9 protein-coding genes are annotated in these 18,549 nt (G+C 52.8%); 1 reads left to right on the top strand and 8 read right to left on the bottom strand.

Features of this window, described 5'->3' with window-relative positions; all coding sequences use genetic code 11:
• Positions 1–11: 11 nt before the first annotated feature.
• From BLX24_RS20875 to BLX24_RS20845, 7 genes are all read right to left on the bottom strand, one after another.
• A complete protein-coding gene (locus tag BLX24_RS20875; RefSeq protein WP_071505143.1) occupies positions 12–1,667 on the bottom strand; it encodes a TldD/PmbA family protein in 1,656 nt (551 codons plus the stop codon).
• Between the two features lie 313 nt (positions 1,668–1,980).
• Positions 1,981–3,327, bottom strand: coding sequence for a TldD/PmbA family protein (locus BLX24_RS20870; RefSeq protein WP_071505142.1), 1,347 nt, complete (start codon positions 3,325–3,327; stop codon positions 1,981–1,983).
• 13 nt (positions 3,328–3,340) lie between these two features.
• Positions 3,341–4,981, bottom strand: coding sequence for a TldD/PmbA family protein (locus BLX24_RS20865; RefSeq protein ID WP_071505141.1), 1,641 nt, complete (start codon positions 4,979–4,981; stop codon positions 3,341–3,343).
• Positions 4,982–5,356: 375 nt separating this feature from the next.
• Positions 5,357–6,673 (bottom strand): TldD/PmbA family protein, encoded by a 1,317-nt coding sequence (locus BLX24_RS20860; protein ID WP_071505140.1) that lies wholly within the window; start codon positions 6,671–6,673, stop codon positions 5,357–5,359.
• A 119-nt stretch (positions 6,674–6,792) separates the two neighbouring features.
• Positions 6,793–8,436: a TldD/PmbA family protein gene (locus tag BLX24_RS20855; RefSeq protein WP_071505139.1), complete on the bottom strand. Its 1,644-nt coding sequence runs from the start codon at positions 8,434–8,436 to the stop codon at positions 6,793–6,795.
• Positions 8,437–8,609: 173 nt separating this feature from the next.
• Complete coding sequence (locus BLX24_RS20850) at positions 8,610–9,296, bottom strand: hypothetical protein (RefSeq protein WP_071505138.1); 687 nt, start codon at positions 9,294–9,296, stop codon at positions 8,610–8,612.
• A gap of 427 nt (positions 9,297–9,723) precedes the next feature.
• A complete protein-coding gene (locus BLX24_RS20845; protein WP_071505137.1) occupies positions 9,724–16,146 on the bottom strand; it encodes an alpha-2-macroglobulin family protein in 6,423 nt (2,140 codons plus the stop codon).
• Positions 16,147–16,316: 170 nt separating this feature from the next.
• Here BLX24_RS20845 and BLX24_RS20840 point away from each other — a divergent pair, with 170 nt between their 5' ends.
• Entirely contained in the window at positions 16,317–17,813 is a 1,497-nt protein-coding gene (locus BLX24_RS20840; protein WP_071505191.1) for a hypothetical protein, read from the top strand.
• 115 nt (positions 17,814–17,928) lie between these two features.
• Here BLX24_RS20840 and BLX24_RS20835 read toward each other — a convergent pair whose 3' ends face one another.
• Positions 17,929–18,339: a DUF3244 domain-containing protein gene (locus BLX24_RS20835; RefSeq protein ID WP_071505136.1), complete on the bottom strand. Its 411-nt coding sequence runs from the start codon at positions 18,337–18,339 to the stop codon at positions 17,929–17,931.
• Positions 18,340–18,549 lie beyond the last annotated feature (210 nt).

The raw sequence follows: 18,549 nt of genomic DNA, 5'->3' as shown, positions 1-18,549 counted from the left end.
GAAGTTCTCTGTCAAATCTTCCGTGCGGTATTGATTACGTTGACACCGTTGAAACGGGCGGTGGAGCTGCCGTGCGATACGGCGCTCGACTGCGAAGGCTGGCCTTTGCCGTCAAAGAACGAGCCGCCCATCCGGTAATCATTCTGATCGCAGACCTGCACACAAGAATTCCAGAACTCCTGGGTGTTCGACTGGTAGGCCACATCTTTCAGCATACCGGCAATCTGACCATCTTTAATTTCATAGAACAGCTGACCGCCAAACTGGAAGTTATAACGCTGCTGGTCAATCGAGAACGAACCATCACCGATGATGTAAATCCCTTTCTTCACATCTTTGATCATCTCCTGCACCGACAGCGGTGTTTTGCCCGCCAGTAGTGACACGTTGGCCATGCGCTGAAACTGTACCGAATCCCAGCTATCGGCGTAGCAGCAGCCCTGCGACTCTTTTTCGCCGATGATGTGCACCTGATCGCGGATCGCCTGATAGTTGACCAGCGTACCGTCTTTGACCAGATCCCACTGTTTGGTTTTCACCCCTTCATCGTCCCAGCCGACAGCACCCAATGAACCGACCTGCGTTTTATCAGCGATGAAGTTTACTTTATTGCTACCGTAATTAAAGTTTTTTGACTGCCACTTGTCCAGGGTTGCAAAGCTCGTACCGGCAAAGTTGGCTTCATAACCCAGCACGCGGTCAAGCTCCAGCGGGTGACCGACCGACTCGTGGATGGTCAGCCAGAGGTGCGACGGATCGAGCACCAGATCGTACTTACCAGCTTCAACCGATTTGGCGGTAATTTTCTGTTTTGCCTGCTTTGCCGCCGCTACAACGTCTTCGAGCATGTCGTAGCCCATTTTGTAGCGCGTCGTCACGCCGTCTACCTTGTCCGACGGGTTGGTTTGCAGGTATTCGTAGCTCATGCCTACCGGCGCGCTTAACGAGTTGCGGGTCTGGAATTTACCGGACGCCGGATCAACGGCGGTGACGGTAAAGTTCGGCCAGATCCGGTGCACATCCTGGTCGATATATGAGCCGTCGGTGGAAGCGAAGTACTTCTGCTCGTTTACCATAAAAAGGACCGAATTGACGAAGTTTGCCCCGTTTTTCATCGCCGCGTCGTTGACCGACAGCAGCAGATCAACCTTCTCCTTGATGGGTACTTCGAAGGCGTTTTTCGTAATCGGTGCTTTCCAGCTTACCTCACCAAAGCCCTTTTGCGGTGCCAGCTGAACGGGTTCTTTTACAAGCCGCGCATTCGCCTTCGCAATCGCGACGGCTTTATCGGCCGCTTTAGCAATGTCGGCTTCGCTCTGTGTATCACCAATGGCCGCAAAACCCCAGCACCCGTTGACAATCACACGGATACCCACGCCATACGACTCGGTATTGACGATATTCTGGACTTTGTTTTCACGGGTAATCACAAACTGGTTGAGGTAGCGCCCGATCCGGACATCGGCATAACTCGCCCCTTTTGCCTTAGCCGTGTTAAGGGCAGCATCTGCCAGCCGCTTTTTCAACGCTACGTCCATTCCGGACGACAAAAACGCTTCGGGAGGTACTGACCGCCCTTGCAGGGGAATCCCCGCAGCGGACAGATGGGGCAGCATAAGCCCCCCCATCCCCATACCTGTTAACTGAAGAAAATCACGACGATTCACTGTATATGCGTATGTTTAGGTTAAACGCTAACTGATTAAAACGGCACAAAAAGCCTCTGCTGGCACCTGCTCAGGCGTCTGATAAAGGGGTGTTCATAAATAAGATCAGATCGTTTGCGGGCTTCCTGGATATGGGGGATATGCTAATTTTCAGAATAATAAACTAATAAACAAATCATTGTCAACCTATTATTCTGCCTTATTAGCAAAAACAAACTCTTTGTTTGCTAAGTACTAATCTGAGGTATTAACCACGTGGCCAAATAACAGGGCGACCACGTGGGGTCGCCCATACATGTGCCATGCCGGATAATTAAACGGCGTCGGACAATGACGAGAAGGTGAATTCCCGGATTTTCATTGGCGGCAACAGATAATTCTGGTTTGATTCGGTGCTGACGACCCGCTCCGGTTTGCCCAGGGCATCCAGGTTATTCAACATAATGATCGGGCTTTCGTTGAACCGGAAGTTTTTGATCGGATGCTTGATCTTGCCGTTTTCGATGTAGAACGTTCCGTCGCGGGTCAGGCCGGTAAGGAGCAGGGTTTGCGGATCCACATCACGGATATACCACAACTTGGTTACCAGAATACCGCGCTGGGTGCTTTTGATCATGTCTTCAAGCGACATGGTGCCGCCGTTCATGATCACGTTGTTCGGGCCGGGCAAGGGCTTTTTGCCTTGCTTTTGCGCCCAGTACCGTGAATACGACAGATTTTTTACCACGCCTTTTTCGATCCAGTTGACCTTGCCTTGCGGTTGCCCATCACCCGACCACGGAGAGGCCGGCAGTTCAGGGTGCGTCGGATCGGAGTAGATCGTAACGCGCTCATCCACAATCTTCTCGCCCAGCTTGGTTTTACCGCCCGGCTTACTCATAAATGACCGTCCTTCATCGGCCGAACGGGCATCCATGTCGAAGAAAACGCGTTCCAGCAACACCGCTACCGCCGTCGGTTCCAGAATAACGGTGTATTTCCCCGGTTCGAGCGCCTTAGCGCCTACTGAGCCAATGCACTTCTGAATCGCAATGCGGGTCGAGGCCGCCGGATCAAACTTAGCGAAGTCGCTATAGCCACGGATTACGTAGCCTGAGCCCTTGCCGTCTTCGGTCCGGACGGTCAGGGAAAAGTTAATGTTTGTGCTTGGGTAGTAGGCAAACAGCCCTTTCGAGTTCATCATGGCCGAATAGCCTTTGTAGTCCTCTTCGAAGCCCGCTGCGGTCAGTTTTGCCTGGCTGATACCACGGCACATTTCGAGGCTTTTACCCACCGCCTCAGCGCGTTTAGCCGGTGTAATGCTGGCCGTTGATTCAAAATAGCCGTTTGCTTTCAGATAGGTCTGCGGACCCAGTAAGCCCACGTATTCAGGGTTTTCAGGTGCCAGCCGTGCCAGTTCCTCTGACCGCCGCACTACTTTTTCCAGTGAGGCATCGTCAAATTCGTCAATGGTTGCAATACCCACTTTTTTGCCAAATGCCGACTGTACCTGCAAATTCTGATTAATCAGTGAGCCGCTGGTCGATACTTCGTTCCGGGCATACCGGATATTTCCACGCTCATCACCCGACAGGTTTGCCTCGCACTCGTCGGCTTTCGAATAGCTTAACACCTTTTTCAGTAAGGCTTTCGCTTCTGCTTCTGTTAGTATGGTTGACATGATCGGTTCAGGATTAGATTTTACGGGCTGTATTAATGACGTTGACACCATTGAAACGGGCCGTGGCACTACCGTGCGATACCGCACTTACCTGCATCGGCTGTCCTTTACCGTCAAAGAACGATCCCCCCAGACGGTAATCGCGCTGGTCGCAGACCTGTGCGCAAGAATTCCAGAACTCCTGGGTGTTCGACTGGTAAGCCACATCTTTCAGCATTCCGGCAATTTTCCCGTCCTTAATCTCGTAGTACAACTGACCGCCAAACTGGAAGTTATAGCGCTGCTGGTCAATCGAGAACGAGCCGTCACCGATGATGTAAATCCCTTTCTTCACATCCTTAATCATCTCCTCAACCGAGAGTGGTGTATTGCCGGCTGCCAGCGACACGTTGGCCATGCGCTGAAACTGCACCGAGCTCCAGCTGTCGGCATAGCAGCAGCCCTGCGACTCTTTTTCACCGATGATGTGCACCTGATCGCGGATTGCCTGATAGTTGACCAGCGTACCGTCTTTGACCAGATCCCACTGTTTGGTTTGCACGCCTTCATCGTCCCAGCCGACGGCACCCAGTGAGCCAACCTGTGTTTTGTCGGCAAACAGGTTCACCTGCTTACTGCCGTAATTAAAGTTCTTCGACTGCCATTTGTCCAGGGTCGCAAAGCTGGTACCGGCAAAGTTGGCTTCGTAACCCAGTACACGGTCGAGCTCCAGCGGGTGACCGACCGATTCGTGAATGGTCAGCCAGAGGTGCGACGGATCGAGCACCAGATCGTACTTACCCGCTTCAACCGACTTAGCCGTCAGTTTTTCTTTAGCCTGCTTTGCCCCGGCAATGGCGTCTTCGAGCATGTCGTAGCCTTTGTTGTAACGCGTCGTCACGCCCGTAACCTTGTCCGACGGATTGGCCTGGAGGTATTCATAGCCCATGCCCATCGGTGCGCTCAGCGCCTGCCGCGTTTCAAATTTGCCCGATTTCGGATCAATACACGTAACGCCGAATGTCGGCCAGATCCGGTGGATATCCTGATCTACGTACGAACCGTCGGTGGAGGCGAAATACTTCTGCTCGTTCACCATGAACAGGACCGAGTTCACGTAATTCGCGCCGTTTTTCATCGCTGCGTCGTTGACCGACAACAGCAGATCGACCTTCTCCTTGATGGGTACCTCAAAGGCATTTTTGGTGATCGGTGCCTTCCAGCTTACCTCACCAAAGCCTTTTTGTGGTGCCAGCTGCACCGGCTGCGTCATCAGTTTGGCGTTCGCCTTTGCGATGGCCACCGCTTCTTCGGCGGCGCGGGCTGTTTGTGCCTCGTTTTTGGCATCCACCACAGCGGCAAAGCCCCAGCATCCGTTGACAATCACCCGTACGCCCACACCATACGACTCCGTATTGACAATGTTCTGAACTTTGTCTTCGCGGGTAACCACGTACTGGTTCAGGTAGCGGCCGATCCGGATATCGGCATACGTTGCGCCTTTTGCCTTGGCAGCATTCAGGGCAGCATCCGCCAGCCGCTTTTTTACAGCGACATCAAGGCCGGTTTCCAGCAGCGCTTCCGGCGCCACAGGCCGGCCGGAGACAGGAATACCCGGCAGCATAATGCCCCCGATACCCATCCCGGACAATTGGATGAAATTACGACGGTTCATAAGTAGGGACGACCCCATGTGGTCGCCTGTTTTGTTGGTTTGAAAAATGATACAGGAACGGTCGCCTGTTTTGTTGGTTTAATGATTAGAAAGAAGGGCGACGGATTTTGAAAAAAGGGCGACCACGTGGGGTCGCCCGTACGGGTACAGGCATCTCGTAGGGGCGACCCCACGTGGTCGCCCAAAACGTGTGCAATCGCCCAAAACATGTGCAATCGCCCAAAACATGTGCAATCGCCCAAAACATGTGCAATCGCCCAAAACGTGTGCAATCGCCCAAAACATGTGCAATCGCCCAAAACATGTGCAATCGCCCAAAACCACGTGGTCGCCCAAAACGTGTGCACACGCCCAACCTGGATATCCGCATCCCGATTACACCGCGTCCGAAAGCGACGTAAACGTAAAGTCGCGGATTTTCATCGGCGGAATCAGGTTGCCGTCGGCGCGGACAGGCTTGCCCATCGCTTCGACATTATTCAGCATGATGACCGGACTTTCGTTGAAGCGGAAGTTTTTAACCGGGTATTTAATCTGGCCGTTTTCGATGTAGAACGTCCCGTCGCGGGTCAGGCCGGTATAGAGTAAGGTTTGCGGATCAACGGCGCGGATATACCAGAACCGCGTCACCAGAATGCCCTTCTCTGTACTCTTGATCAGGTCAGCGAGCGATTGGGTGCCGCCTTCCAGGATAAACCGTGAGGGAGGTGGGGTAGCCGCTACGCCTTTTTTCTCGGCCCAATAGCGCGAATAGCCCATGTTTTTAACAACCCCTTTTTCAATCCAGGTCGTTTTCTGCTGCGGACGACCATCACCGGTATAGGGCGAACCCGGAATTTCAGGGTTCCACGGATCAGAGTAGATGGTAATGCGCTCGTCGAACAGTTTTTCGCCAAGACGCGTACCACCGCCTTTTTTGCTCAGAAAACTGCGGCCTTCGTCGGCGTTACGGGCATCGAAGCTGCGCATCATGTTCTGCAGCAGTTCGGCCGACGCGGTTGGCTCCAGAATAACGGTATATTTCCCCGGTTCCAGGGCCCGTGCGTTGCTTGAAGCAAGTGCCTTTTGTACCGCGATGTTGGTTGCTTCGCGGGCGTTCAGCTTGGTCGTATCGTTATAGTCGCGGGTAACGTAGCCCGAGCCGGTGCCGTCGGCTGTGCGGACCGTTACGGAAAAGTCAACGCTGGTAGCGCGGTTATACCCGAACAGCCCCTTGCTGTTGCCAATGGCTGAGAACCCGGCTGAATCTTCCAGATAACCGGCAGCGGTCAGGTTTTTCTTCGCGCAGGCATCGATGCTGTCGAAGGCAACTTTCGCGCGGTACTCAGGGTCGATTTTCGCCGTCGAATCGACAAAGCCTTTGGTATCCTGATAGTTTTGTGGGCCGAGCGCCGCTACGAACTCAGGGTTTTCCGGCGCCAGCCGGGCGATTTCTTCGGCCCGGCGAACGGTTTTCTCCAGCGACTTATCGTCGAATTCGTTGATGGTTGCGGTGCCTGAACGTTTGCCAAATACCGCTGTAACGGCTAGTGACAGGTTATTTGACTCACCGCTGGTTGATACGGTATTCCGTGCATACCGAATGTTGCCTGTCCGGTCACCATTCAGGCCCACGGTCATTTCATCGGCCTTCGAATAGGCCAGTACCTTATCTATAATTTTTTTTGCTTCTTCTCTGCTTAGAATTGCCATGTTCGTTTGATGAGTTTGGGAAGACTTGATGACGGATGCTGGATACTTGATATTGGATTTTGTATCCAGCATCAAGTATCCAGCTTATCCGGCATCTTCAAAATCCAGTATTCAGATTATCAGATCTTCCGTCCGGTGTTGATTACGTTAACGCCGTTGAAACGTGTCGTCGGGCAACCATGCGAAACAGCGCTAACCTGCGAAGGCTGTCCCTTTCCGTCAAAAAACGACCCAAACGTCCGGTAATCGTCCTGGTCGCAGAGCTGGGCACACGAGTTCCAGAACTCCTGCGTGTTCGACTGGTAAGCCACATCTTCGAGCATACCGGCGATCTCACCGTTTTTGATTTCGTAGAACAACTGACCGCCAAACTGGAAGTTATAACGCTGCTGATCAATTGAATAGGAACCACGACCAATGATATAGATGCCTTTTTCGACACCTTTGATCATGTCGGTTACGCTGCGTTTTTCCGTACCCGGCTGTAGCGAGACGTTCGGCATCCGCTGGAACTGCACCGAATTCCAGTTATCGGCATAGCAGCAGCCATGCGATTCTTTTTCGCCCAGGATGCTCACCTGATCACGGATCGCCTGGTAGTTTACCAGCACACCGTCTTTAATCAGATCCCATTTTTTACAAGGCACGCCTTCATCATCGTACCCGACCGTACCGAGCGTATAAGGCTGCGTTTTGTCGGCTACGATATTAACCAGTTTACTGCCGTAGTTGAAGCTTTTGGTTTTCCACTTATCGAGGGTCGCGAAGCTTGTACCGGCGTAATTGGCCTCGTAGCCCAGTACACGATCAAGTTCCAGCGGGTGACCAACCGATTCGTGGATGGTCAGGCCAAGGTGGTTCGGGTCAAGTACGAGATCGTACTTACCGGCCTGCACACTTTTGGCGGTCATTTTTTCCTTTGCCTGCTTAGCAGCCAGAATAGCGTCCTCGACCATGTCGTAGGAATTCCGGTAGCCGACCAGCCCGTTCGGTGCCGGAATTTTTTCCGAAGCCAGGCCATCCAGATACTCGTAGCCCATGCCCATCGGTGAGCTCAGGGCGTCGCGGGTTTTGAATTTACCGGCCTGCCGGTCAACGGCCGTCACGGTAAACGTCGGCCAGATCCGGTGGATATCCTGATCAATATAGGACCCGTCGGTGGAGGCAAAATATTTCTGCTCGTTAACAAAGAAGAGGTTCGAGGTCACGAAGCCCGCCCCGTTTTTCATGGCCTCACCGTTGACGTTCATCAACAGGTTAATTTTTTCCTGAATCGGGATTTCGAAGGCGTTCTTTTTAATCGGTGTTTTCCAGCTTACCTCGCCAACGCCCTTTTGCGGGGCCAGCTGAACTGGTTCCTTCTGGATTTTAGCATTCGCTTTGGCGATGGCTACGGCCGTTTCCGCGGCTTTGGCGATGCCTTCTGTAGTCACATCGCTCGTTGACGCAAAACCCCAGGTCCCGTTAGCAATTACCCGTATACCGACACCATACGATTCGGCATTTACGATATTCTGCACGCGCGTTTCGCGGGTGAACAGGAATTGCTGCAGATAGCGGCCGATCCGGACATCGGTATAGGTAGCGCCTTTGCTTTTCGCAGCGTTCAGGGCGATGTCGGCCATCTTCTTTTTAAACGCTACATCAGCACCTGGCTCCAGCAGTTTTTCCAGCGAAACAGCATTGCCCAGTACAGGAACGGATGACGCCATTAAGGCTCCGAAACCCATACCCGACAAGTGCATAAAGTCTCTTCTCTTCATTGACTGTTGACGATTTGGTAAACTCAGTTAGTTTATTCAGTAGAAAATTTGGCAAAAAACGTCTTGAAATTGGCTCTTTTTGCACATATTCTCAATGAAATCGTCAAAAATGTTTAGAAGAACAACAAATAGCAAAACATTTGTGATGAACGGAAAGCGGTCACTTAAATATACTATTGCGCTGATAGTGTATCAATAAAGTCTGTTTTCCCTTTTAGTTCGGCCGCTTTCAGCTGGTTATAGCGGTCAATGAGCATAAGCTGTGCCATAGGCTCGCGCAAATTCAGCTGGTGGGCACGGGCAAATTCGTCAAGCGTCGGCTGATAATCGGCCATGAGGGGCTCAATGTCGCGGTAGAAATAGAACAGATTACGGAATGCCTTACCGTCGTACACAAAATAATCGAAGTGGTCGCGGTCACCGGCAAAATCCTGCTGGTTGGCAACGTTACCCGGCCGCTTCGGGCGGATATATAAAAAGCCGTGCTTTTTCTGCATACGCCGGAAAACCGGATAATGGCCGGTCAGATGGGTTTCCAGAAAAACCAGCCGGTCCGGATGTCGTGATTGATGGCCCAGCGCTTTTGCCGGTACCGGAAATGCGCCGAACACCCGCGCCGATTTCGTCGATGTGGCCCAGGTAAACGTCTGTACCTGAGCCGGTGAAAATGCCCGGATACGGCCGTCAGTCAGCCGTACCTGCACAACATCACCGTCCCAGTTAAAGCTGATCAGGCCAGCCAGCGTCTGATTCGATGCCAGCGTAATTTTTCCTTCGTACCATCCTTTGTCCTGTGCTCCGGTAATTGTTGCCAGTAAACACAGACCCAGTAAGATTCCATAAGTAAAGACATTTTTCATACGCTTCAGGTTGTTGATTTTTGTCTTTTTCCGGCACTTTATTGACACTAACCCATTGGTTAAAATACTATGACCGGTGTCAGAGCCGATAGTCAACAACCAAGATACTCCAAAGTCAATCACTTGGTTTGCAGCATATTAATAGCATACGCTTCAGTACAATTTTTATTTTGTAGGCATTTGGTGAGTTTGTATAACTTTTACTATAATGTCTTTTATTTTCTGGTACAAAACATATATCAAACGGACAAAATGCCAGGTCTGGACGGGTACTTATTTTTTTGTCGATTTTTGTAGATTCTTTGGATAATACAAAACGCCACAGGATATCCTGTGGCGTTTTGCGTATTGAACGATATAAATTAAACGTACTTGGGCTATAGACGTTTGATCCCTACGGGATCTCGTTTTGTGACGAGATGTAGGCTTACCGGACTTTTACGCGGCTGCCGGTTGAATGGGCCGTGAATTCAGGGGCATAAAAGCATTGTACGGTGGCTACCCCCGCCGAGAAATCACCGGTGATCGATACCCGCAGTTCGTACTCGAATACGTGTGTGCCTTTGTTGAGGTACGAGATAAAGAAATCGGTGCTGGCATCGCGCGGCGCTTCGTAATAGCCTAACCCGTTCTGGAAATTGTAGCCCGATAAGGCCGATACCGGCTCAAAACCGGCCGCACGGCTGTCTTTGAGATGCACATACTCCAGATCGCGGTCAGTAGCCAGTACTACCCGCACCTTAATCAGGTCGCCGGGCTTCAGGCTCGTGTTCGGATCGACCGGCGTAATAACCGGACCGGCCGGCGAATCGCGCTGGATATACAGTGTTTTCTGCACGCTCAGGCCGGTGCTGCCGGCTACCACTTTGTCGAGTGGCTCGAAGTGCTGCCAGTACATGGCGCCGAATGCCGGGCCGTTGCCTTTTTTCTGCACCTCAATCCGGCCCATAGCCGGTTGAATCTCGCCCGGGCCGAACGTGGCCTTCTGGTAGCCGGTCAGTGCTTCTGTTTTATCTGCCCGGCTAGCCAGTGCGATGCTGCCGACGTTTACAGCGACCGTATTCGACGGATTTGTCCAGTCGTCCGTGCGCAGCAGCAAGGCATAGACCGCCTCGGTCGTGGCCTTTGTCGATGGCCAGGCCTGGGTTTGCTTCTGGCGCAGTAACCACTTGCACAGGTTGTCGAGCTGCTTTTTATCCGCGCCCATATCGTCGAAGGCTTCGATCAGCAGTGCCTGCGTTTCGACAGGTGCCTGATACCAGCGGAGACCAGCCTTATTTTCGGCCCAGTACATGCCCATCTCCGGATCATTGGTCGCCCGCTCACGCAGCGACGCCATGATCGCCGCCGACGTTTTCTTATCGCCCAGCCGGTTAAGCGTAATCATCGACATCGCCTGACCTTGCAGGCTTTCGTTCAGCCATTTTTCGACCACTTTCGGCTTAAAATACGTCAACAGGTCAGCCGGAACCGGGTGTTGCAGGTAAAAACTGCGGGCATAGAGATATTGCAGCGCCGAATAGCCAATCCAGGCATTTTTTGCCTTCTCCCGGCTGACCCAGTCCTTCATCTGGGTATCGACATACTTAATGGCATTGTCCATCATGTTGTCAACTTTCGGTTGCAGATCGCCCGGGAAACGGACACCCAGTTTGGCCAGATGGCCGAAACCTGCCACAATATGCATCGTAATGGTCGGATTGGCTTCCATACCGCCAAACCAGCGGAAGCCACCTTCGGCCGTTTGCAGGGCGTTGAGCTTGTCAATAGCCTGTTGCTGTTCGTTAGCCAGGCGATTGACGTCGAAGAATTCGGCCAGACGTGCCTGCCGGTCTTTCTGACTTTTGGCATCCCGCAACCAGGGCGTATTTTCCAGTAACAGCGCTTTCAGTTCGGCATTGGCTTCGAGCGGATTGTTGACCGGATCCGTTTTCCAGCGTTCAATGGCCTGCCGGAATACCGGTTTCTGGTCCAGAATATACGCCGCCAGGCTGTTGGCATACAACCGGCTGAATAGCTGCTCCGAGCATTCATACGGGTACTCCATCAGGTACGGAATGCTTTGCAGCGCCGACCAGACCGGATTTGCCGAGACCTCGACTGTCAGACGTTCGTGCCGCACAGGCATTTCAGGATTCAGTTTGGCCAGGGCATCCAGCGTAAAGGTCCGCTTCTCATTACCATCCACCCAGAACGGCAGTGCATCGGTCACCAGCATCCGGTTCGGTAATACCGGAATCGTTTGCTCTTCGCCGTCGCTGAACGAGCCGGATTGTGCCGTCAGGCGATACGTAACAGCTTCAATGCCCGAAGGCACCACCAGTACCCAACCCAGTGCCGTACTTTGCTGCGGGGCCGTAGTAAAGGTCTGGGTAGTTTGTTTCAGCAACTTGTCGGTGATGATGTCGCCGGTCAGAGCGTTGATCAGGTCAAGGCGCGCCGTGCCCGACAGGCTTTTTTCGGTCAGGTTATTAATCCGCGCGGCCAGCCGCAAGGTATCGCCTTCGCGCAGGAAACGCGGTGAGTTGGCGGTGATCATCAGTTCCTTCTGCGTAACCACTTCTTTCTCCAGCGTCCCGACCAGCATGTCTTTCGTATGCGCAAACGCCAGTAACCGCCAGCGCGTCAGGGCTTCCGGCATCGTAAACTTCAGCAGAATCCGGCCTTCCTTGTCGGTCTGAAGCTGCGGGAAGAAAAACGCCGTTTCAGAGAAATTCCGGCGGATCGACGGCGTAACTGGCTTAGCAGCGCCGGTTCCTTCACCCGTCTCTTCCAGAGAAGATTTTCCCCGAATCCGGATAGGGCCCCCATCATTCACATCAGCACTCATAGCAGCTTCCGCAGCCGGAGCAGCAGCCATCCTTGCATTAACCGTTTGTACAGATCCGGTTATATCTCTTTTCTGCTTAACACCATAACCAAGGACCACGACTTCGTTGAGCGACTGTGCATCCGGCCGCATCGTCACTTTTTGGTGCGCTTTCGTGATGGTAACCGTCACCGGAACAAAGCCAACCATGCTGATCGATAGTTCAGGCTTTTTCACTGCTGTTTCAAGGCTGAATTCACCATCCTGATCAGTAACCGTGCCTTTTTGAGTGCCCTTCAGTACAATATTAATACCTGGCACCGGCTGTCCCTCACTGTCAAGCGCCCGGCCGGTGATCGTGTTCTTTTTACGGTCAATGGCAACCTGTACGCTACCGTTCGCAATAGTGCCTGCTTTTGTAAACGGCTGGTATTGGAACGGCCGCGAAAAACCACCGGTAAACACAAAATTACCCCAGGTCAGGAACGGGTAGTAATGCCGCGCTGTCGGAGGCCAGCTCTGGTTTTTCCAGAAGGGTACCCAGGCCATGTGTGTATCGAACGACTGCGAGTGCCAGCCCTGGCTGAAGTCATCGGTGCTGGCATAAAAAGACGCCGGCCAGTTCAGCGGCGCAAAGGCATCCAGCGAGGCATCGTAGAGGGTAGCCACCATTTCGGCGGCAATGCGGTCTTTCTGCGTACCACTCACCCGTAACGTCCATTCTTCCGGCTGCCCCGGTTTCAGCTTATCGCGGAAGGTCAGCGTTTCGATTTTCAGCTCTTTGTTATCGGCCGGTATCCGGATATTCTGCGTCCGGGTGTACAACCGGCCGAAACGAATAGTAGCAAAATGCACGACAAACCCACGGCGGTATTTGGCGGTCTGGTGGCGCGGCAGCACCGGCAGCTCAATGCGCTTCGGACTGTCGCCAATCTGTAGCCATTCTTCCCGCACTGTCTTGCCCTGCTCTTCAACCGTCATCAGTACCCAGCCGTTAGCGGGCTGACTGCCTATCCAGAACACGGCGTTCTGCCCGACCGGCACTTCTGCCTTCTCAACCTGCACAAAATTTTCGGTCCGGACCGACAAATCCGGTTTTTCCGGATTCAGTACTGAGAAATAAGCCGTTTTCGTGGCTTTTGCGCCGGTTTTGGCATCGGTAGCCAGCAGTTCGGCCCTGTATTCGCCCGGGGCATAGCCTTTGGCCAGCGTAACCGACCCCGGATTACTGATGTGGGCAACTTCCTGCTTCGGCCAGTTAACGATATCGTCTTCTTCGTCGTAGATATCGTGCGGAAACTGTCGCTCGTATTCAGCGCGGCTCAGCAGCTGGTAGTCCGGTTTTTCCCAGAGGCGCTTACGCAGGGAGCGCGCCGGCGGGGTTAGCCGGTAAATCACAAGCTCACTTTGCACCTGCACCGGCTTGTTAGCCGTGTTCGTAATCTTTACCTCAACCGGCTGTCCCGACCGGTTATCAATCTGAGCCGGTATCGGCAGCGTCAGTTCAAGGCCCGAGTAACTGACCCGTACCATTTGCGACGTGCTGCGGGTTTCGCCGTTCCGGTCGGTCACGTCGAAGGTTACGTCAAATTCAAACACCGGATTACTTTTCTCATCGACCGACAAGTCGGGGGCAGCCGTGAAGGTAATACTGGTTTCGCCTTTGGTATTCGTAGTCGCAACGCCACTGGCAATCTCGGCCGCATTGGCGACTACCGGCCGCGGCCGCCACCAGCCCCATTCCCACCACGGCTGATATAGCTTACGGGTAACCCGATACCGCACCGATGCACCGTCGAGCACGGCTCCGGCAAAGGTTTTGGCGTTGGCACTGACCGAAACAGGCTGCCCGAGCCGGAACGTACCTTCCACCGGTGGTGAGGTCACCTCAAAGGTCGGGCGTTTGTATTCCTCGACCCTAACCCGGGTTGAACCGATGTCGGTGCCGATGGTCATGATGCCGGTCAGCTTACCGGCTTTCGCGATAAAACTGCCCTGGAAAGTGCCGAATTCGTTTGTTTTCAGGGTCATTTTAGACACCTGCTCGCTGTTGGCATCCAGCAGGACCACCTCAACAGACTCATTCGGAACTACTTTGTAGGCGTTATTACCGCCTTCGAAATACAGCCCTTTAAAATAGATCGGTTGTCCCGGCCGGTAAATGGCCCGATCGGTAAACAGGCGGATTTCTTTAACGTTCCGGTCTTCCTGATTTTCGGCGGGCCGGTAGTTGTTGCTGTAGAACTGTTCGGTATTGAGGGTATCGTTTCCCTGAATCAGCCGGAAATAGTATTGGCCCACCGGCAGCGTTTTGCGAATGGCAATCCGGCCGCCGGCCTGATTCAGGCTGGCCGTATTGACTTTGTCGATTACCCATGCACCCTGCTGTAGCTGATGGTAGAGTACCGCCGTCACATCCTTTTGCGGCTCACCCGTCTGCCGGTGAACGACATATAGCTGATAGTCCTGGCGGTCATATTCGTTATCGGTTAAATAACTCAGATTAGAGACCACAAGGTCAGCAAACCGGATTTCATCAGTTTGGGCCGAGAACTTATCCGAAGAGCTTGCCACCATCCGGTAGTGCCCGACCGGCAGCGCTCCCAGCGGAATTTCGATGGTATGCCGCTGTAAATCGCCGTCGTCGGTCAAACTGGCCTGACCCTCCGCAACCGCTTTGGTTTTGGCCAGTGTAGCAATACGCTTTGCCAGTTCGGTTTCTGTGGAAGACTGCTGATTGTAGGTCGGCGACAAAACCGGTACACGGTAAATCCGGTAATAAAGCGTATTCACATTCTGATAGCCTACCAGCGCACGGAACGGCTTCAGGGGCTCCAAAACACCCTCAACAGTTATATCCAGCTGCTTGCTGCTCAGGCGGGCCAGCAGATTACGGGCATTCTGGCCGGGCACCGTTTCCGGATACTGCCGGATCAGCTCCCGGCAGATCTCAGCAGCCCGTTTTTTATCCCATTTACCTGATTTGTCGGCCGGAGCGTTGCTGTTCTCAACGCCGCGGCGTAACGGGCGCACCGGCGGATTAGCGTCGGCCAGCAGTTCGGCCAGCGCAAAGAGGTAGTCACCTTCGGCAGGTTTACCGGCATACCGCTTGCCTTCTGCCTGCAATACCTGCTTGTACCGTTCTTCTTTATCCGGCAGCACGCTGTACTGATGAACAAATTTCAGCCGCAACACATCAACATCCGCCAGCGCTGACGGATCGGCATCGTTCAGGTGAAAGCGGATTAGTTGCTGATACGTTTCCAGCGCCAGAAATCGCCCCGACAATGAATCCTGGCTTTGCAGGTTCAGCCGCGCAAACGTCTGCGGATCGCTCAGGTAGTTTGCCTGATCCAGGTCAAACCGGAACACCGGCCGCTGGATATCGGCTTCGGTATTCTGAAAAAAGGAGATCGCCCGGTGCGCCATTACATCAAACAACGTCGGCCGGAGCGGGGTAGAGGCCTTGTAGGGTTCCGCTTTTTCGTACGACAAAATCACTGCGCTGTACGAGGTTACCGGCGTCTGCTGCAACAGGCTTGCGTTCCGGATCGACGCCAGATAGGCCTGTGTGGTCGCCGCCACCAGTTGTCTGGCATCCCAGGTATCTACCGCCAGCTCAGCAGACTTGCCTGGCGCCACTGCCGTGCGGTTCATCAGTTTCCAGCGGTTCTGCTGATAGTACTGCCAATACACTTCGCCCAGCACCGACGACAGCACCGACCGTGCCGGTTCCGGCACCTCCTTTACATCGGCCTGTAACGAACTGATGAGGGAGAGATACGCCTTATTGCTGTCCAGAAATGAGTTATAGATACCCCGCTGCATGGCAGCTTTGATCAGCTCCGGGTAATTGGCATCGGCTTTTGCCTGTGCATAAATCCGGTTCGCAATGTCAAATGCTGAGCGGTATAAACCTTTGGCAGCCAGCGAGTCGGCCTGTTTCCAGTCGGTCTGATAGGGCGTTGTCATCTTCTTTTTTTGGGCCTGTGCGGATATACCGATCAGCAAAAGCCAACAGATGGTGAGTAGTTTATGCATAGTCTTAAGACGCGGTTTGCGTGCCGATGGTTGTAACAGAGATGCTATTTCCGGTTTGATTCCTCACTGCCATCGCCTCAACCTGGTAAGATTTGACTAAATTGACTACAAAACAGACAATTTCCCACCGGAAACGTTTAATAGATTACTTTACGCAAGCGTTAATTTTTATGAAATACATCCTGGTAGCCGCTGCACTGCTGGCCGGGTGGTTTACAGCCAATGCCCAGACCGGTCGGGATGATCTGTTATCGGTCAGCAGCCAGAACCCTCACTACTTCACCTACAAAGGAAAACCCACGCTGATCATCGGCTCCGGTGAACACTACGGTGCAGTCATCAACGCCGATTTCGATTATAAGACCTACCTCCGGACCCTCAGCCAGGACGGCCTGAACGTTACCCGGTTGTTTCCCGGCGCGTATTTTGAAGTACCCGGTGCGTTTGGTATCGAAAAAAATACGCTGGCTCCGAAACCGGAAAAACTCATGTTGCCCTGGGCCCGCTCCGATCAGCCGGGATATGTACTGGGTGGCATGAACGGGGCCGACCGCAAATTTGACCTGAGCAAGTGGAACGATGCCTATTTCGAGCGCCTGACCGATTTTATGCGGGAGGCTGAAAAACATAACGTCATCGTAGAAATCACGCTTTTCTCGTCGTACTACGGCGCGGGGTGGGCACACGCTCCGTTCAACCGGCAAAACAACATCAATGGTACCGAAAGTATCGAAGCGTTTAACGCCAATACACCATTCAACGGCAATATCCTGACGTTTCAGGAGCAGTATGTCCGCAAGCTGGTGCGCGAGCTGAACCGTTTTCCGAACCTGTATTTTGAAATTCAGAACGAGCCCTGGGCCGATCAGAAAGATACGGTGCTGGTCTTGAATGAGTACTTTCCGAAAAATGAAGTGAAGGATAATGCCTGGAAAGCTACCCTGGAAATCGTGGCTGAACGGTCTAACGACTGGCAGCGACGTGTGGCCGGATGGGTTAAAGATGAAGAATCGGCTCTGCCCAACCAGCACATTATTTCGCAGAATATCAGCAACTTTCATTATCCCATTGCCGATCCGGATCCAAATGTTTCGCTGTTTACATTCCATTATGCCTTTCCGCAGGCGGTGATGGAAAACTATCACCTGGGCAAACCCGTGGGCTTTAACGAAACAGGTTTTGCCGGTAGCCGCAATGACACTTACCGGCGGCAGGCGTGGCGGTTTATGCTGGCGGGCGGTGCCTTGTTCAACCACCTCGACTATTCATTTTCGGTGGGTGCCGAAACCGGTACTGATACCACCTATAAAGCTCCCGGCGGCGGCAGCGTAGCACTTAGGAAACAACTCGGCCTGCTGAAACAATACATGGAGCAGCTGGATCTGGTCCGGTTACGGCCGACACCGGCATGTGTCGTGGCCTCGCCGGGTGCGCAGGCATGGGGTATGCACAACGGCCGATCTCAGTGGGTAATTTACACTGAACCACTTGCCGTCCGGAAATCCGAGCTGGTGCTGGAGCTGCCACGGGGCAGCTACCGCGCCGACTGGACCGACGTAGAAACCGGTGAGCTGGTGAAAAGCGAGACCTTTTCCGTAGCAGGCCGGCAAAAGAAACTACAGAATGACGTCATGCGTGACCTGGTCATCAAGATCATTCGTCAATAACAAAGAAAGCCACTCCTCATGCCGGGAGTGGCTTTAAAAATCATTTTCTTAACCTAAACTAAAACCCTACTACATAAGAGCTCTATTGTCTTACCTGCCCCCGCAGGCCTATAGCTTAGAGCATCGAAATTTTGCGGGCAGTTTGTTGGGTAGCCGTTTTCAGCTCAACCTGTTTTTTAATGCTGCCGTCTTTCGATGCTACTTCCAGTTCGTATTTGCCGTCGGTCAGTTCGCTCATGTCAAACTGTACCGAGATCTTCATGTCTTTTTTGCTGATCTGTTTTGAGTACACAACCTGTTGCTGGTTGTCACGTACCGTCAGTGTCAGGGTTTCCGGCGTTGTTTTCTCAACCGCCATCCGGACTTTATTTTGTGTTGTTACATAGACGCTGGCGTCAAATGAAAGGGTTTTGGCAGGGATTGTCGTTCCGCCTTCGCCCAGCAGGCTGGCAGCGCTTAACATAATGCCGGTTACGATACCTTTTGATTTTGCAGCTAATCCGATTTGTGAGATGAAAGTTAACATAGTCGTTCGTCGTTTATTGTTGTTTACTTGTTTCTTAAAGTTGTTCAGTATTGTTGTTGTTCACTGTTGCTAATAGATATGCCAACAGCGTGCCAACATAATGGCACAATATACCAAACACTGACAATCAGCTAATTAAGTATTTTTAACATAGAACTACCTGTACGAAGCCGGACATTTTTTGTTCGTTTCCGAACAAACCGTACACAT

This window comes from Arsenicibacter rosenii (genome assembly GCF_001870735.1).
In the GTDB taxonomy this organism is placed as follows: Bacteria; Bacteroidota; Bacteroidia; order Cytophagales; family Spirosomataceae; genus Arsenicibacter; species Arsenicibacter rosenii.
The sequence above is the reverse complement of the archived record's forward strand: the minus strand, read 5'-3'. Positions and strand labels throughout refer to the sequence as shown.